The 15,494-nt window shown below is 72.0% G+C and carries 14 protein-coding genes; 4 read left to right on the top strand and 10 right to left on the bottom strand.

The annotated features are described in order from the left end of the window. Positions 1-11 precede the first annotated feature (11 nt). The 7 genes from CRP56_RS05790 to CRP56_RS05760 all read right to left on the bottom strand — a co-directional run bounded on the left by CRP56_RS05790 (position 12) and on the right by CRP56_RS05760 (position 7,052). Positions 12-743, bottom strand: coding sequence for an SDR family NAD(P)-dependent oxidoreductase (locus tag CRP56_RS05790; RefSeq protein WP_097260917.1), 732 nt, complete (start codon positions 741-743; stop codon positions 12-14). Next, positions 740-1,711: a fumarylacetoacetate hydrolase family protein gene (locus CRP56_RS05785; protein WP_097260914.1), complete on the bottom strand. Its 972-nt coding sequence runs from the start codon at positions 1,709-1,711 to the stop codon at positions 740-742. The genes CRP56_RS05790 and CRP56_RS05785 overlap by 4 nt, the downstream gene beginning before the upstream one ends. Before the next feature lie 42 nt (positions 1,712-1,753). Next, positions 1,754-2,686 carry a VOC family protein gene (locus CRP56_RS05780; protein WP_097260912.1) on the bottom strand — a complete coding sequence of 311 codons (933 nt, stop codon included), beginning with the start codon at positions 2,684-2,686 and terminating at the stop codon, positions 1,754-1,756. Between the two features lie 4 nt (positions 2,687-2,690). Further along, complete coding sequence (locus CRP56_RS05775; RefSeq protein ID WP_097260910.1) at positions 2,691-3,701, bottom strand: amidohydrolase family protein; 1,011 nt, start codon at positions 3,699-3,701, stop codon at positions 2,691-2,693. Next, positions 3,698-4,846, bottom strand: coding sequence for an FAD-dependent oxidoreductase (locus tag CRP56_RS05770; protein WP_097260908.1), 1,149 nt, complete (start codon positions 4,844-4,846; stop codon positions 3,698-3,700). The genes CRP56_RS05775 and CRP56_RS05770 overlap by 4 nt, the downstream gene beginning before the upstream one ends. Before the next feature lie 272 nt (positions 4,847-5,118). Next, positions 5,119-6,093, bottom strand: coding sequence for a cyclase family protein (locus tag CRP56_RS05765; RefSeq protein ID WP_097260906.1), 975 nt, complete (start codon positions 6,091-6,093; stop codon positions 5,119-5,121). Continuing rightward, positions 6,072-7,052 carry a fumarylacetoacetate hydrolase family protein gene (locus CRP56_RS05760; protein ID WP_097260904.1) on the bottom strand — a complete coding sequence of 327 codons (981 nt, stop codon included), beginning with the start codon at positions 7,050-7,052 and terminating at the stop codon, positions 6,072-6,074. Before CRP56_RS05760 ends, CRP56_RS05765 begins: the two co-directional genes overlap by 22 nt. 136 nt (positions 7,053-7,188) lie before the next feature. On the opposite strand from CRP56_RS05760, the gene CRP56_RS05755 reads away from it, so the two are divergent. Next, entirely contained in the window at positions 7,189-8,100 is a 912-nt protein-coding gene (locus CRP56_RS05755; protein ID WP_097260901.1) for a LysR family transcriptional regulator, read from the top strand. A gap of 110 nt (positions 8,101-8,210) precedes the next feature. Here the strand turns inward: CRP56_RS05755 and CRP56_RS05750 are convergent, their stop codons facing one another. The 3 genes from CRP56_RS05750 to CRP56_RS05740 form a co-directional block, all read right to left on the bottom strand. Further along, positions 8,211-9,473 carry an MFS transporter gene (locus CRP56_RS05750; protein ID WP_097260899.1) on the bottom strand — a complete coding sequence of 421 codons (1,263 nt, stop codon included), beginning with the start codon at positions 9,471-9,473 and terminating at the stop codon, positions 8,211-8,213. 256 nt (positions 9,474-9,729) lie between these two features. Next, entirely contained in the window at positions 9,730-11,709 is a 1,980-nt protein-coding gene (locus CRP56_RS05745; RefSeq protein ID WP_097260896.1) for a sensor histidine kinase, read from the bottom strand. Between the two features lie 71 nt (positions 11,710-11,780). Then, the gene (locus CRP56_RS05740) at positions 11,781-13,181 is read right to left on the bottom strand and encodes an aldehyde dehydrogenase family protein (RefSeq protein ID WP_218877957.1); all 1,401 of its coding nucleotides are present in this window, start codon (positions 13,179-13,181) and stop codon (positions 11,781-11,783) included. A gap of 60 nt (positions 13,182-13,241) precedes the next feature. Here CRP56_RS05740 and CRP56_RS05735 point away from each other — a divergent pair, with 60 nt between their 5' ends. The 3 genes from CRP56_RS05735 (at position 13,242) to CRP56_RS05725 (ending at position 15,412) form a co-directional block, all read left to right on the top strand. Continuing rightward, positions 13,242-13,712 carry a DUF1569 domain-containing protein gene (locus CRP56_RS05735; RefSeq protein ID WP_097260892.1) on the top strand — a complete coding sequence of 157 codons (471 nt, stop codon included), beginning with the start codon at positions 13,242-13,244 and terminating at the stop codon, positions 13,710-13,712. After that, positions 13,705-14,322 (top strand): TetR/AcrR family transcriptional regulator, encoded by a 618-nt coding sequence (locus CRP56_RS05730; protein WP_097260890.1) that lies wholly within the window; start codon positions 13,705-13,707, stop codon positions 14,320-14,322. The genes CRP56_RS05735 and CRP56_RS05730 overlap by 8 nt, the downstream gene beginning before the upstream one ends. A 103-nt stretch (positions 14,323-14,425) precedes the next feature. Continuing rightward, positions 14,426-15,412 carry a hypothetical protein gene (locus CRP56_RS05725; RefSeq protein WP_097260888.1) on the top strand — a complete coding sequence of 329 codons (987 nt, stop codon included), beginning with the start codon at positions 14,426-14,428 and terminating at the stop codon, positions 15,410-15,412. Positions 15,413-15,494 lie beyond the last annotated feature (82 nt).

Below are 15,494 nucleotides of genomic sequence, written 5' to 3'. Positions count from 1 at the left end.
TTCTTGCTGCTTCAGTGCGTCTTGAGGGCTTCGGAGATCGACTTGACCCCGCCGTGCGCGGTGAGGCCGCCGTCGACCGGGATCTCGGCGCCGGTGATGAACGACGCCGCGTCGGAGAGGAGGAACACGACGAGCGGGGTGATCTCCTCGACGGTCCCGGTGCGGCCGAGCGGCGTCTCGCGGAGGTTCGCCTCGCGGAAGGCGGGCGCGGCGGACGCGGTCATCTCGGTCTCGATGAACCCGGGATGGATGGTGTTGACCCGGATGCCCCGCGGGCCGAGCTCCAGAGCGGACGCCTTGGAAAGACCTCTGAGCGCCCATTTGCTCGCCGTGTACGCCACCGGGTAGTGACCGGTGAGGGCGGCGGTGGAGCCGACGTTGACGATCGAGGCGCCAGGCCGCATCAGCGGGGTGAGGTGCTGGATGCCTAGGAGCGGTCCGGTGACGTTCACGGCGTGCACGCGCGCGACGTCCTCGGGGCGTACGTCGTCCAGGCGAGCGCGCCAGGTGATGCCCGCGTTGTTGACCAGGCCGTGCACCTCGCCGTACGACTCCCCGAGTTCGGCGGCGAGTTCGGCCCACTCCTTCTCGCTGGTGACGTCGAGGCGGCGGCAGCCCGGGGCGTCCGTCACGTCGGTGGCGATGACCCGGGCGCCCTCCCGGGTGAGGGCCTCCGCCTCCGCCGCACCCTGACCGCGGGCGGCGCCGGTGACGACGACCACCTTGCCCAGCAGCCGCTTCACGGCCGCTCCCGGCCCCGCCGCCGCCCGGCAGGGAGGGGCACCGGTGCGGCGCCCGCGACGACCGTGTTGGAGACGGTGCCGACGCCCTCGACGGCGAGCGTGACCGTGTCACCCGGCCTCAGCGGCGGCGGGTCCTGGCGACCGCGCACACCCCACAGCTCCGCAAGACAGCCGCCGTTGCCGCAGGTGCCCGAGCCGAGGACGTCACCCGGGCGCACCCAGGTGCCGCGCGAGGCGTAGGCGGTCATCTCCTCGAAGGTCCAACTCATGTGGGACAGCAGGTCCTTGCCCACCACCTCGCCGTTCACCGAGGCGGTGAGGGCGAGACGCAGGAAGCCGTCCGGGTCGCGGTACCGCTCCACCTCGTCGGCCGTGACGAGGTACGGGCCGAGGGTGGTGGCGGTGTCCTTGCCCTTGCACGGGCCGAGGTTGACCTTCATCTCGGCGGACTGCAGATCGCGGGCGGACCAGTCGTTGAAGACCGTGTAGCCGACGATGTGCTCACGGGCCTCCTCCGGGGTGAGGTCCCGGCCCTCCCGGCCGATCACGGCGGCGACCTCCAGCTCGAAGTCGAGGACGGCCGACCCGGGCGGCACCGGGATGTCGTCGTAAGGGCCGTACATCGCATAGGGGTTGGCGAAGTAGAAGGTCGGGGCCGCGTACCACTGCTCCGGCACGCCCGCGCTCCCGTCGACGGACCGGCGCACCCCCTCCACGTGCTCCTCGAAGGTCACGAAGTCCCGCACGGTGGGCGGCTGGAGAGGCGGCAGCAGCCGTACCTCGGAGACGTGCGGGCCGGGCGGTACGTCGAGCGCGGTCGCGCCCGCGTCGAGCAGCCGGTCCAGGCCGCCCGTCTCGGCGAGCAGCCCGGTCAGGGAACGCACGGCGGGCAGCGGGTACAGCGTGCCGTCCGCCTCGACGACGGCCACCTGCCGCCGACCGCGGAACTCGTAGCTTGCGAAACGCATGGAAGGGGTCCTGTCGGGAGGGTCGGATCAGACCGGGTCGGTTCAGACCGGCGGGGCGATGAAGCAGCCGTGGTCGACGTCGTTGAACGACTCCTTGGCGACCAGCTCGTTCATCGGATTGGCCGTGCCCCACTGGTCGGTGACCTCGGGCTGCGAGAAGTCGTAGACGTGCGGGTGCCAGGTGTCCTCGTCGAGGTTCTCCAACTCCGTCGTGTACTCGACTGTGTTGCCGTGCGGGTCGAGGAAGTAGGTGAACGTGTTGTCGCCCGCCATGTGCCGGCCGGGACCCCAGACCTTGCGGGCCCCGGAGCGCATCACCCGGCCCGAGCCGCGCATGTACTCGTCGATGCCGCGCATCTCGAAGGACACGTGGTGCAGCGCGGTGTGCGGGCCCTGCGCGATCGCCATCGAGTGGTGCTGGTTGCTGATCCGCATGAAGTGCATGACCTCGCCCATGTGGGGTGCGGAGAGGGTGTCGGAGAGCCGGAAGCCCAGGTGGGTCTCGTACCACTCCCGGGTGCGGTTCAGATCGGGGGAGTTGAGCACGACGTGCGACAGCTTGACCGGGATCGACTCCTTCTCCTCGATCCTGCGGTGCTGTCGTACCGCCACGTCCGCCGAGACCTCGATGGTGCGGCCGTCGACGTCGAAGAAGCGGAAGCCGTAGCCGCCACCGGGGGTGTCGACCTTGTCCGGCTGGGAGATCAACTGCACTCCTCCGGCCAGGAGTTGCTCGGCGAGTGTGTCCACGTCGGCGGCCGAGGCCGCCCCGTAGGACACCAGGTCGAGGCGCTTCTCCTCGGCCTTGCGCAGCCGGATCACATAGCGCTCGGGACTGCCCTCGGCGGCCAGGAAGGAGATCCCGGAATCCTCCTCGACCTTGGTCAGGCCCCAGACGCCGGCGTAGAAGTCGAGCTGCTTGTCGTAGTCGGGCACGGCGAGGTCGACGTGCCGAAGGTGGGTGAGCAGACGCATGATGTCAGTCCTTCCGGAGGAGGGCGGCAGCGTTTTCGCCCCGCACGGCGTCGAAGTCGGAGTCCGGCAGACCCGCCGCGCGCAGCGCGCCCAGCGGATCGTCGGTGCCCATGTCGAAGGGGAAGTCGGAGCCGAGCAGGACACGGTCGGCGCCGGCGGCGGCGACCAGCGCGCGCAGCACGGCCGGGTCGTGGACGAGGGAGTCGAAGTACAGCTGCCGCAGATAGCTGCTCGGCTCCCGCGCGCAGCGCCGGGCGTCGGGGCGGACCCGCCAGGCGTGGTCGGAGCGGCCGATGTGGGTGGGCAGATAGCCGCCGCCGTGCGCCGCGATCAGCTTCAGGTCCGGATGGCGGTCCAGGACACCGGAGAAGATCAGGTGCGACAGCGCGATCGCGTTCTCCGTGGGCTGGCCGACGGTGTTGGACAGGTACCACCGGTCCAGACGCTCGTCGAGCGTGCACCCGAAGGGGTGCAGGAAGACGAGCGCGCCGGTCTCCTCCGCCCGGGACCAGAAGGGTTCGTACGCTTCGTCCGACAGTTCGCGGCCGGGGGCGTGCGAGGAGATCTCGACGCCCCGGAGGCCGAGTTCCAGGGCGTGGTCGAGCAACTCGACCGCGAGATCCGGGTGTTGGAGCGGGGTGAGGCCGAGGCCGAGGAGGCGGTCGGGGGCCTTGGCGCAGTGCTCGGCGATGCCCGTGTTGGCCAATCTGCCCAGCGTCGCAGCCAGTTCGGGGGGCGCCCAGTAGTGGTAGTGCGACGGGGAGGGGCTGATCAGCTGGACGTCCACGCCCTGCTCGTCCATCGCCGCCAGGCGCACGGCGGCGTCGGTCAGCCTCGGTATCCGGGCGCCGACCATGGGGCCGCTCACCGCCAGCGCGGCGGGGCCGTTGCGGCGGGCGTCCAGGGCGCGGGCCTCGGCGAGACCGGGGTGACCGGCGGCTGCCTCGTCGACCTCCGGGAGCAGGAGGTGGGCGTGGACGTCGATCGTCGGAGGCCGGGGTGCGGGCGTGGTCACGGGAGTTCCTTGAGGACCGTCATGGTGCGCTGGATCAGGCCCGGCACGTCCGCGTCGCGCACCCCGTCCAGCAGCCACTGGCCGAGCTGGACGGAGGCGTCGACGACCAGACGGACGCGGGGCAGGCGCCGGGCGTGGTAGTCGGTCAGGATCCGGTCGAGGGGTGCCGAGGCCCAGTCGTCGAGGCCGGTCAGCAGTTCGGCGAGGACGAGCACGTCCTCCAGGGACATCGCGGCGCCCTGGGCGAGGGTCGGCGGGCAGCAGTGCGCGGCGTCGCCGACCAGCACGACCCGGCCGCGGTGCCAGGGCCCCTCCACCAAGTGCCGGTCGAACCAGGTGTAGTTGACGACCGCCGGATCGGTCAGGGCCGGGCGGATCTCGTCCCACGCCCCGCCGTAGCCCTCACTGAGCACCCGCATCTCGTCGGCGTAGGCCGCCGGGTCGATCGCGGCCCGGTCGCGGGCTGGCTCGACGAGGTACGCGTAGACCGTGTCCTCGCTGGTAGGGCAGTACCCGGCGATGAAACACCGACCGCCGTAGACCATCTCGGTACGGCGGACGCCGGCCGGCCGGGGCGCGGGGGCGCGCCAGATGCCCATGCCGGTGGGGCGGGGTTCCTCGGTGACGCCGATCAACCGGCGAGTGGCCGAGCCGAGGCCGTCGGCGCCGACGACCAGGTCGTAGCGGCGGCTCGTGCCGTCCGTGAAGGTGACGTCCACGCCCTCGCCGTCCTGCGCGAGGGCCGTGGCCCTGGTGCCGAGGCGGACGTCGGCGCCCGAGGCGAGGACCTCGTCGATCAGGAGCTGCTGGAGCCGGGGGCGCTGCATGCCGATGTGGGAGGGCAGGTCGTCGCCGCCGGTGCGGAACTCCTCATGGGCGGCCAGCACGGTGCCGTCCGGGGCGAGGATGGCGACGCCCTCCGCCTTGTAGCCCTCCTTCTCGATCGCGTCGAGGACACCGACCTCGCGCAGCACACGCAGGGCGTTGCCCTGAAGGGTGATGCCCGAGCCGGCGGCGGCCTTCCAGTCGGCACTCGCCTCGACGAGGTTGACGGCGATCCCGGCCCGGCGCAGCAGCACGGTCAGGGCGTTTCCGGAGGTGCCTCCGCCGATGATGAGGACGGAAGGGGTGCGGCTGTCAGCCATGTCGGGGATACCTCCCGGGTGGGGCCGCGCGACATCGGGCGGCGGGGGTGCGGCTCGGCCGCGGGTGCGGGCCAAGGTGGTGCGGGTGGGGGGCGGTCGTGAGGTGCGGTGGTGGGGTGCGGTTGTCGTACGCGGCTGTCGTGTGCGGCCGATGGGTGAAGTGGCCTGGGGAGCGGCTTCTCGATGGGCCCAGGGGCCGGCTGCTTGAGGGGCCCGGGGTGCGGCCACTCGGCGGGCGTGGGGCGCGGCTCCTCGACCGGCCCAGGACCCGGCTACTTGACGGCGATCGGGTTGACCGGAGAGCCGACGGCGCCGGTGATGGGCAGCGGCGCCGCGGTGAGCCAGAACTCGTACACGCCGTCGTCGGCACAGTCCGCCGCGAGCGCGTCGAGGTCCCACATCTCGCCGATCAGCAGGCCCATGTTGGGGATGACGACCTGGTGCAGCGGCTGGAAGGCGTTCTCGAACTCGTTGGGCCGGACCTCGAACCCCCAGGTGTCGGTGGCGACCGCGGCGATCTCGGTGCGGTGCAGCCAGCCGGCGCTGGTGAACGACAGCCCGGGCGCGGGTCCGCCCGCGTAGTCGCCCCAGCCGTCGCGCCGCACCCGGGCGAGCTGTCCGGTCCGCACGAGGACGATGTCACCGCGTCCCACGGTCACCCCGTGGGCCTCGGCGGTCGCGGTGAGATGCTCCTCCGTGATGGCGAAGGCGTCGGGCAACTCGCCCCCGTCACCGCAGACTTGGCCCACGTCCAGCAGGACGCCGCGTCCGGCGACGTACGGTGCCATGTGCTCGATGCCGGTGACGAGGTCGCCGTCGGAGGTGACGACCTGCTCGGCCGCCCGTCCGTTCCAGGCCTTGCCGTGGTCGAAGATGTGCCCGAGCCCGTCCCACTGGGTCGAGCACTGCAACGGCATCGCGATCACGTCGTCGGCGCCGCCGATGCCGTGCGGGAAGCCCTGGTTGCCGAGGGCGGCGTCGGTGCCCGTGTCGAGCATGGTGTGGACGGGGTTGGTCCGCCGCCGCCAGCCCTTCTGCGGGCCGTTCATGTCGAAGCGCTGCGAGAGCGAGAAGCTGACACCCCGGCGGACCAGGGCGGCGCCCTCACGCCGCTTGGCCTCGTCGAGGAAGTTGAGGGTGCCGAGGACGTCGTCCGCGCCCCAACGCCCCCAGTTCGAGAACTCCTTGGCGGCCTCGACGATCGCGCCCTCGGGGTCGTGCCGGTTCACGCGTTTTCCCCGACACATCGCGTGCGCTGCACGCCGAGACCCGTGATCGACCCCTCCATGACGTCGCCGTCCCGCAGCAACCGGCCCCAGTGCAGGCCGTTCCCGGCCGGGCTGCCGGTCAACACCAGGTCGCCGGGCAGGAGTCGGGAGGTGTGCGAGATGTACGACACCAGCCGGGCGACGCCGAAGAGCATGTCCTTGGTGGACTCGTCCTGCATGGTGTCGCCGTTGAGCTTGAGGGTCACCCGCAGATCACCCGGGTCCGCGATCGACCCCGCCGGCACCAGCCAGGGGCCCAGCGGCGTGAACCCGGGCGCGTTCTTGCAGCGCAGCCAGTCGGTGCCGATGGCCCTCATGTCCCGGCGGAACACGGTCGCCCGGTCGGTGAGATCGTTGGCGATCGTATACCCGGCGACGTGGTCCAAGGCCTCCTCGACGGACACCCGATAGGTCGGCTTGGCGATCACGGCCGCCAACTCCAGCTCCCAGTCCGGCTGTTCGGCCCAGGCCGGGAGGACGACATCGTCGTACGGCCCCGCGATCGTGCTCGGCAGGCCGATGAAGACGTACGGCAGGTCCTCGGCGGCCCGGCGGTCCATGATCGCGGCGGTCTCCGCGCGGGCCTCCTCGACCGTGCGCGGGTCGTCGGGGGAGCGGTGGGCGACCTCCAGATCGATCACGTGCTGCCGGTAGTTCGCGCCGGACTGGAAGATCTGCCGGGGCTCCAGCGGGGCGTGCACACGCAGCCCCGCCGACGGCAGCCAGTCCTGGGCCTCGTCGCTCGCGAGGCCGTGCAACAGGGGCAGCGCCTCGTCCCACCGCTCCACCACGGCCCGCACGTCGGACGGCGTCCACGGCAGGGTCCGGCTCAGGTCGAGCACCCGCTCCCGGGCCAGGAGGCCGGGGAAGGGAGCCCCGCCGGGGGTGGAGAACGTGCCGAGCGCGAAGGGGCCGGCAGGTTGCACGAGTGTGGACATCAGATTTCCTCCTGCTGGGATGCGGTCTACTCTGACCGTGATCGGCGAATCACGGAAATAGATCCTGCGTATGAGCCGCATCCACGCCATGGATAGTCCTTCCATGGACCTCCCAGAACGTCCCTGGTGGTGCCCGGTGAACCTGTCCCGACTCGACCTCAACCTCGTCGTCGCCCTGCGCGCCCTGCTGGAGGAGCGCAACGTCACCCGGGCCGGCGAGCGGGTCGGGCTCAGCCAGCCCGCGATGAGCGCCGCCCTGTCGCGGCTGCGCCGGCACTTCGGTGACGAACTGCTGGCGCGGACGGGAAACGCGTACGAGCTCACCCCGCTCGGCGTCGCCCTGCGCGACCGCAGCGCCAGCGCCTGTGACCTGCTGGAACGCCTCTTCTCCAGCCAGGCCGACTTCGACCCGGCGGCCGAGACCCGCGAGTTCACCCTGCTCGCCTCGGACTACGGCGCCGCCGTCTTCGGCGCCGCGCTGGCCCGCGCGATGCACGACGAGGCCCCCGGCGTCCGGCTCAGCTTCCAGCATCCGGCGCCGTCGGTCGTCGAGAACACCGCGACCGTGCTCAGCACCGTCGACGGACTGCTGATGCCGCACGGTGTCATCGACGGCTTCCCCGCGGTCGACCTCTACCAGGACCGCTGGCTGTGCCTGCTCGCCGACGACCACCCGGACGTCGGCCACGCCCTCACCCTCGACGACCTCGCGCGGCTGCCCTGGGCCGTCTACCAGCGCCCTTACGACGCCCCCGTCGCGCGGCAGCTCAGCATGCTCGGCATCAGCCCGCGGGTCGAGGTGTCCGTGCAGACCTTCCAGCTGCTCCCGCACATGGTCGAGGGCACCCGCCGGATCGCGATGATCCAGGAACGCCTGGCCCGCCGGGCGATCCGGTCCGCGGCGGTACGGGTCCTGCCGTGCCCCTTCGAGGCGGTCCCGGTGAGCCAGGCGATGTGGTGGCACCCGGTGCACACGCAGGACGCGGCACACATCTGGCTGCGCCGGAAGGCGGAGGAGGTGGGGGCGGAGTTGATGGCGACGCGGTAGGGCGGTGGCGGTGGGTCGGGACACCGGCTGCGGCTCGATGCCCGGCCTTCTGGCAGATGCGTCAGGGCAACGGCTGCGGGGCTCGATGCCCAGACCTCCCCGCAGACGCGTCAGGACACCGGCTGCGGCTCGGTCCTCCGGCCTCGGCGCCCGGCCGTCAGCAGGCCGCCCGCGACCACCGCCGCCGCGGCTCCCAACACCCCCACCGCCCCCGCGAGACTCCCCACCAGGGCCTCTGCGCCCAGCAGCACCAGCGGGCAGACGAACTCGCCGCCGAAGAACGCGGCCGTCCACAGCCCCGTCCCCCGCCCGCGGTCCTCGAACGCCAGCCGGGACATCGCGCTCGTCAGCAGGGCCGGCAGCAGCATCCCCGTACCCACGCAGTTGACCACCGCTCCGACCACGAGCAGTGCCGGATTCCCGGCCACGGCCATCACCCCGAAGCCGACCGCGCACACCGCCAGCACCGCAGGCAGCAGAGGCCCGGGCGCGCGCTTCAGCCGTGCGAAGGTGACGGCTCCGCCCACGGTCGCCGCACTGGCGACGGCGGTGGCCAGCCCGATCACGCCGGTGCTCGTCACGCCGAGGTCGTCGAGGAGGTACGACATCTCGACCGGCACGGTGTAGAAGACCATCGCGCCGAAGAAGGTGAGCGCGCAGATGCCGCCCAACTGCCGCCAGGGGAAGGCGCGTCCGGGTTCGACGCCTGCCGCCGTACCGCCTGCCGCAGTACCGCCCGCCGCCGGTGCCGGCAACGCCGAGGCCATGAGCGGCGCCAGCACCAGGCTCACGGCGTACACCCAGAACGGCACCCGCCAGCCCGCCGCTCCGACCGCCCCGCCGAGCGCGAAGAAGACGGTGGCCGACGCGGAGGCGCACATGGTCTGCAGGGCGAGGTACTTCACGCGCTGCCGCCCGCTGTAGTAGTCGCCGATCAGCGTGGTGCAGCACGTCATGATCGCGGCCTCGGCGACCCCGACCAACGCCCGGCTCGCGATGATCGCGTCGAGGGACTCCAGCCACAGCGGGGCCGTACCGAACACGGCGTACAGCAGGGTCGCCCCGATCAGCAGCCGTCTGCGCCCCAGCCGGTCCACGATGACCCCGGCGAACGGCGCGAGCAGCGCGAGCGCCAGCGCCGGGACGGTCAGGGCCAGCGGCACGAGCGCCTTGGCGCCGGGTACGGCCGCGAAGTGGTCCTGCATCTTCGGCAGGACCGGGGCGATGAGCACCGCCCCGAGGATCGGCAGACAGCTGCCCGCCATGAGAAGGGAAAGGCGCAGCAGATGGGCCGGGCCCGCGACGGCGACGGGGGACGCGGGCGTTGCGTCGTCGTCCGTCAGGGTGGGGGACTGGGGCACGGAAGCGGGCATGGCGACTCCAGGGACAGATGCGGGAGCGGGCATGCCGGTCGCGGCGCCGACGGCGCACGGCATGCGGAGGGACGCCCACCGGTGGCAGCTCCCGCTGGAGCAGACAGCGGCACGCGGTGGGGACGACCAGGTGGGGACGACTATGAGTGGCCCGGCCCGGCCACCGCCATCCCTCCCGCGATCCGAATCCCGTATCCGGCTCATCCACCCGGTGAATGAGCCGCCGCCCCTGCGCCGCGCCGCCTGCGCCGCCGCGTCAGAGGCTGCTGTACGTGGCCGGTGCCCCCTCGTCCGCCAGCGTGGTGTACGGCAGCATGACCAGCGCGATGGCCCCGGACTCCGCCCGGGCGGGTCGCAACTGGACCCGGATGCCGTGCCGTTCGGCCAGCCTGCCGACCACGAAGAGCCCCATGCGCCGGGAGATCGCGGCGTCCACGGTCGGCGGGTCGGCGAGTTTGCGGTTGAGGTCGGCGAAGTCCTGTGGGGTCAGGCCGACTCCCTCGTCGTGGATCTCCACCATGGCCCGCCCGTCCGGGAGTTGGGCCGCGGTGACCCGTACCGGGCTGCGCGGCGAGGAGAACGTGGTCGCGTTCTCCAGCAGTTCGGCCAGCAGATGCACGAGATCGGTCGCGGCGCGGCCGTGGACGAGTGTGTCGGGGATGCCGGAGATCTGGACCCGCTCGTACTGCTCGACCTCGGACGCGGCGGCCCGCACGGTGTCGATCAGCGGCATCGGCTGGTCCCAGCGGTGCCGGGGTTCCTCCCCGGCGAGGACGAGCAGGTTCTCGCCGTTGCGGCGCATCCGGGTCGCCAGGTGGTCCAGCCGGAAGAGGTTCTCCAGCTGGTCGGGGTCGGCCTCGTTCTTCTCCAGGTCGGTCAGCAGATGCAGCTGTCCCTCGACGAGTGCCTCCGACCGGCGCGAGAGGCTGGTGAAGATGGTGCTGACGTTGCCGCGCAACAGGGCCTGTTCGGCGGCGAGTTGGACGGCCTCGCGGTGAACCTGGTCGAAGGCCCGGGCGACCTCGCCGATCTCGTCCCTGGTGTCGATGGGGATGGGGGCGACGCGGGTGTTCACCGGATGCGGGCGCGGCTGGGACAACTTGTCGACCAGTGCGGGCAGTTGCGTCTGGGCGATGTCCAGGGCGGCCCCGCGCAGCCGGCGCATGCTGTCGGTCATCGAGCGCGCGACCCACATGGCCAGCAGGAAGGCCGCCACGACCGCGGCCACGACGACCGCGGAGTTGACGATCGCGTCCCGCCGGGCGCCGTCGGAGATGTCCTCGGCCTTGGCGAGCGCGGTGTCCGAGAGCTGTACCTCGACGCTGCGGTAGGCGTCGAAGGCGAGCGTCGAGGCGGTGAAGAACGACTCCTGGGTGATGCCCTCGGCCGCCAGCTTCTCGGCCGTGGCGCCGGACGAGATCCGCTCGATCATCTCCTCCAGCGGCGGCGGGGCGACGAACGGCTTCCCGGCGTCCGCGGCCTCCTGCGCCGCCTTGGCCGCAAGGGACCGGCCATTCTTCTGGGCGGTGTCCATGGCCCGTTCGAGGCGGTCCATGTCCGCGCTGGTGCCCGCGCCGGCGAACTCCTGGAGCGCGACCTGCTGGAGGTAGGCGTAGGAGCGGAACGTGGCGAGCTGGACGGCCAGTTCACCGTCCGCCAGGTCGTCGCGGTCCTGGACGAGGACGCGCTGGCCGATGGCCCGGGTCAGCGACTCGGCGGCCTGGGTGAGGGAGAGGGCGTACAGGGTGCGGCCGAAGCTCGCCTGGTTGCTGCTGCCGAACCCCAGCTCGTTGGAGAGCTCCATGAGGGGGTGCTGGACCAGGTGGTACTTCTCCTCGGTCTGGACGCCGGGGAGTTTGGCCGTGAAGGCGTCCACGCGCAGCTCCGTCAGCGCCTTCTCGCCGGTGCGGACCGCCGCGACGCGCTGGAGGAGGCGCGTCGAGCGCGGCATGTTCGCCACTGCCCGGTCGAAGGCCTCACGGTCCTGGTCGGTGATCGCGCGGGCCTTGGTGATCGCACTGTCCGACCGCTTCCCCGTCAGGAGCGGGACGACCGAGACGTCCCGCTCGTTGATGACGTCACTGGCGTATTTGTTGGCCGTCTGCACGAGTTGGGCGACCCGGACGGCGTCCTCGGCGTCCCGCACCGTGTCGATCGAGCGTTTCACCCGGAAGGCGCCCAGGGAGAGCGCGACGAGCACGGGGATGAGGAGGACGACGTACAGGCGCTTCGCCATGCTCCAGTTCCGCATGGCCAAAGGGGCCCGGCTTGCTGTTCTCACGCGCGTGACGGCCTTTCTCGGTCAGGTCAGGTGAACCGGCGCAGCAGCCGGTCCTTGCCGCGGGTGAACGGCGGATAGGCCAGCCGCAGGGTGTCCGGCAGCCGCGGCTTGTCGAGTACGGCCTTGACGTGGCTGAACGTGTCGAGGGAGTACGTCCCGTGGTAGCGGCCCAGACCGCTCTCCCCGACGCCGCCGAACGGCAGCCCCGGCACGGCGAGATGGGCGTTGGGCACCCCGAACGCCAGTGCTCCGGAGGAGGTTTCCGCCGTCAGCCGGCGCTTGGAGGCAGCCGATGCGGTGAACGCGTAGAGCGCGAGCGGCTTTTCCCGCGCGGTGATGAACGCGATCGCCGCGTCCAGGTCGGGGACCCGTACGACGGGCAGGATCGGCCCGAAGATCTCCTCCCGCATCACGGGGGAGTCGAGGTCGACGTCGGCGAGGACGGTGGGCGCGAAGTAGAGCCGGGAGCGGTCGTGTTCGCCGCCGACCACGACCCGGCCGCCGGCCGGCAGCGCGGCGAGCCGGTCGAAGTGCCGCTCGTTGACGATCCGGCCGTAGTCCTCGCTCGCGGCCGGGTCCGCGCCGTACATCTCCCGGATCGCGGCGGCGAGCGCGCCCTGCAGGCCGTCGGCCGTGTCGCCGACGGCCAGGACGTAGTCGGGCGCGACGCAGGTCTGCCCGGCGTTCATGAACTTGCCCCAGGCGATGCGGCGGGCGGCCGCGGTGAGGTCGGTGCCGGGTTCGACGACGGCGGGACTCTTGCCGCCGAGCTCCAGCGTGACGGGGGTGAGGTGCCGGGCCGCGGCGGCCATGACGATGCGCCCCACTGTGCCGTTGCCGGTGTAGAAGACATGGTCGAACCGCTGTTCCAACAGGGCTGTCGTCTCTGCCACTCCCCCTTCTACGACGGCGACGGCCTCCGGGTTCAGCACCCGGGGCAGCCATTCGGCCAGGGCGGCCGATGTCGCGGGCGCCAGCTCGCTCGGTTTGACGACGGCGCAGTTGCCCGCCGCCAGCGCGCCGACCAGCGGGGCCAGGGCTAGCTGGAGGGGGTAGTTCCAGGGGCTGATGACCAGCACCGTGCCCAGCGGCTCGCGCACGGTGCGGGCCCGGGCCGGTGCCAGGGCGAGGGGCACGCCGACCCGGCGCGGCCGCAGCCAGCGGTCCAGGTGGCGCAGGGTGTGGTCGATCTCATTGACCAGGAACCCGATCTCGGTGGTGTACGCCTCCGTGCGGCTCTTGCCGAGATCGGCGCGCAGGGCCGCCGCGAACACCTCCTCGTGCTCGGTCACCATCCGGCGCAGCGCCCGGAGTTGGGACTTGCGCCAGGCCACGGGGCGGGTCAGGCCGGTGGCGAAGGCGGCGTTCAGACGGCGGACGGTGTCGGCCGCCGTGTCGGGGTGTGCCAGGTCTGTGGTGGAGGGCATGCGGGCGAGCATAAACGAAACGAAAGTTTTTCGTTTCGGTAATCGGTTATTCTGTGGCCCATGAGTCCGGCCACTTCCTCCAGTCCTCCCGCCCTCCAGAGCTCGGCGGCGCTGCTCCGAGCCGCCCTCGACCGCCCCGAGCGGGAGCTGCTCGCCCCCGGCGGTCCGTGGAACCTCTCCCAGACGCTCCAGCACTGCGCCCAGACCGTCCGCTACTCCGTCGTCGGATACCCGCGCCTCAAGCCCGCCCTGTTCCGGGCCACCGCCGGAGTGCTCGCCAAGCGGCTCTTCCTGCGCCGCGGCGCGATGAAGCACCCGCTCGGCGCGGAGATCGACGGCGCCCCGCCGCTGGTGGCGGACCGGCCGGTGGCGGAGGCCGTCGCCGACTTCGAGGACGCCGTGGCCCTGTTCACCGCGCACACCGCGGACCACGCCCCGCATCCGGCGTACGGCCGCTGCACACACGAGGAGTTCGAGCGCCTGCACGCCCTGCACCTCGCCGAGCACCTCCCGGGACTGACGCGTGGCTGACGCCGTACCGCAGCGGGGCCGGCCCCGTGACGCCGCGCGCGACCGGGCGCTGCTGGAGGCCGCGCTCGCCGTCCTGGCCGAGAGCGGGTACGGCGGGCTGACCACGGCCGCCGTCGCCACCCGCGCCGGTGTCTCCACGGCCACCCTCTACCGTCGCTGGGCCTCCAAGGAGGACCTGGTGATCGCCGCCGTGGCCGCCTACGCCGGCGACCTCGGGGCCCAGCCCGACACCGGCACGCTCGAAGGCGATCTGCGGGACCTCCTGCGGGACAAGGCCGTCGCGCTGACCGGCCGCAGCGGTCAGCTGATCCGCACCCTGATCGGCGAGGCCGCCCACAACGACGCCCTGGCCGAGGCGCTCACGGCCGCACTGATGGCGCCGGTGCGGGAGCGCGTGGACGTGATCGTCGAGCGTGCGCTCGCCCGCGGTGAGATCCCGCCCCTGAAGGACCGTGACCTGGTCGGCGACCTGGTCATAGGCCCGGTCGTCAGCATGTTCACCCTGGCTCCGCAACCGCCCCACGAGGTTGCCGAGGCCACGGCACGGACGGCGGCGGACCGGCTGCTGCCGTTCGTGCTGCGCGCGGTGGGCGGGGAGACGAAGGCATAGGGCCTGGTGACGTGCGGCGGGTGTGAAAACCCTGTGGAAGCGGTGTCGGTGGTGCCGTTTATGCTGCACCGAACGATCAGGCGGGGCCAGGGGAGGGCACGGCATGTTGGGGAAGCTGTTCGGGAGAAGCGCGGGCTCGGCGGAGCATCCGCACGCGCTTCCTGCGCGCAAGCAGCGGGGCGGGGTGTACAAGCTGGAGGCGCTCGGGGACGCGCGGGTGCTCGCACTGGTCGAGGCGGCCCGCACGCGTGACTGGGCGGCGGTCAAGACGGCTCTGGCCCCCTTCGATCTCGGCCACGAGCAGGCGGTCCTGGGGCAACTGTCCGTGGTGGACGGCGTGGAGGAGTGGATCCTCAAGGCCGCCGACCAGGACAAGGGCGACGACGAACTCCGGGCCACCGCCCTGCTGATATCGGGTGCGCGCCACATCTCCTGGGGCTGGGACGCCCGCACCTCCGCCCGGGCCGTGGACGTCAGCCGCGATCAGTGGCAGACCTTCTACGAGCGGCTGACCATCGCCGAGGAACACCTGCTGGAGGCCGCCGAGCTGCGGCCCGACTGGGTCACGCCCTGGCGCCAACTGATCACCTCGGGACGCGGCATGTCCCTCGCCGACCACATCCAGGACGCCAGGCTCGCGGCCGGTCTGCGCCGTGACCCGCTGAACGTGGACATCCACCTGGAGTGGGTGTCGCACCTCCAGCCCCGCTGGGGCGGAAAGCCGGGCGAGGCACTGGAGTTCGCCCAGAAGGCCTTCGCCGCCGCGCCCGACGGGCACCGGCTCGGCTGTGCCGTCGCCATGGCCCGTATCGAGGAGTGGGTGGAGTCCGACCACCGCGACTGCCTCCAGGACCCGCGGATCCGCGCCGAGTTGAGAGAGGCCGCGGAGCGCAGCATCCTGCACCACGCCTACGAGCGCCGCCTGGGCTGGCAGGGCGACTACAACATCTTCGCCATGGCCCTCGCGCTGGCGGGCAGCAGCACCGCCTCCAACGTCTTCCGCGAGCTGGAGGGCGCGTACACCGAGTGGCCGTGGGTCTTCATGTCGGATCCGCAGAAGGCGTACAGCCGCCTGCGCAAGGCCTTCTGAGCCTGCGCAGGAGGCATACACACGCCTCAGCAAGGCCACCTCAGCCACCGGCCACCCGGCCATGGAGGCGTACGCAAGCCTC

The organism is Streptomyces sp. TLI_55 (assembly GCF_900206255.1).
In the GTDB taxonomy this organism is placed as follows: Bacteria; Actinomycetota; Actinomycetes; order Streptomycetales; family Streptomycetaceae; genus Streptomyces; species Streptomyces aquilus.
Note: the sequence above shows the minus strand (reverse complement) of the source record. Positions and strands in the feature narration are given on the sequence as shown.

Coding starts and splice junctions, on each gene's coding strand:
- CRP56_RS05750 (WP_097260899.1), bottom strand. CDS start 9,473: ATGCCCGCTTCCGTGCCCCAGTCCCCCACCCTGACGGACGACGACGCA.
- CRP56_RS05780 (WP_097260912.1), bottom strand. CDS start 2,686: ATGCGTCTGCTCACCCACCTTCGGCACGTCGACCTCGCCGTGCCCGAC.
- CRP56_RS05770 (WP_097260908.1), bottom strand. CDS start 4,846: ATGGCTGACAGCCGCACCCCTTCCGTCCTCATCATCGGCGGAGGCACC.
- CRP56_RS05735 (WP_097260892.1), top strand. CDS start 13,242: ATGAGTCCGGCCACTTCCTCCAGTCCTCCCGCCCTCCAGAGCTCGGCG.
- CRP56_RS05725 (WP_097260888.1), top strand. CDS start 14,426: ATGTTGGGGAAGCTGTTCGGGAGAAGCGCGGGCTCGGCGGAGCATCCG.
- CRP56_RS05760 (WP_097260904.1), bottom strand. CDS start 7,052: ATGTCCACACTCGTGCAACCTGCCGGCCCCTTCGCGCTCGGCACGTTC.
- CRP56_RS05765 (WP_097260906.1), bottom strand. CDS start 6,093: ATGTGTCGGGGAAAACGCGTGAACCGGCACGACCCCGAGGGCGCGATC.
- CRP56_RS05745 (WP_097260896.1), bottom strand. CDS start 11,709: ATGGCGAAGCGCCTGTACGTCGTCCTCCTCATCCCCGTGCTCGTCGCG.
- CRP56_RS05740 (WP_218877957.1), bottom strand. CDS start 13,181: ATGCCCTCCACCACAGACCTGGCACACCCCGACACGGCGGCCGACACC.
- CRP56_RS05785 (WP_097260914.1), bottom strand. CDS start 1,711: ATGCGTTTCGCAAGCTACGAGTTCCGCGGTCGGCGGCAGGTGGCCGTC.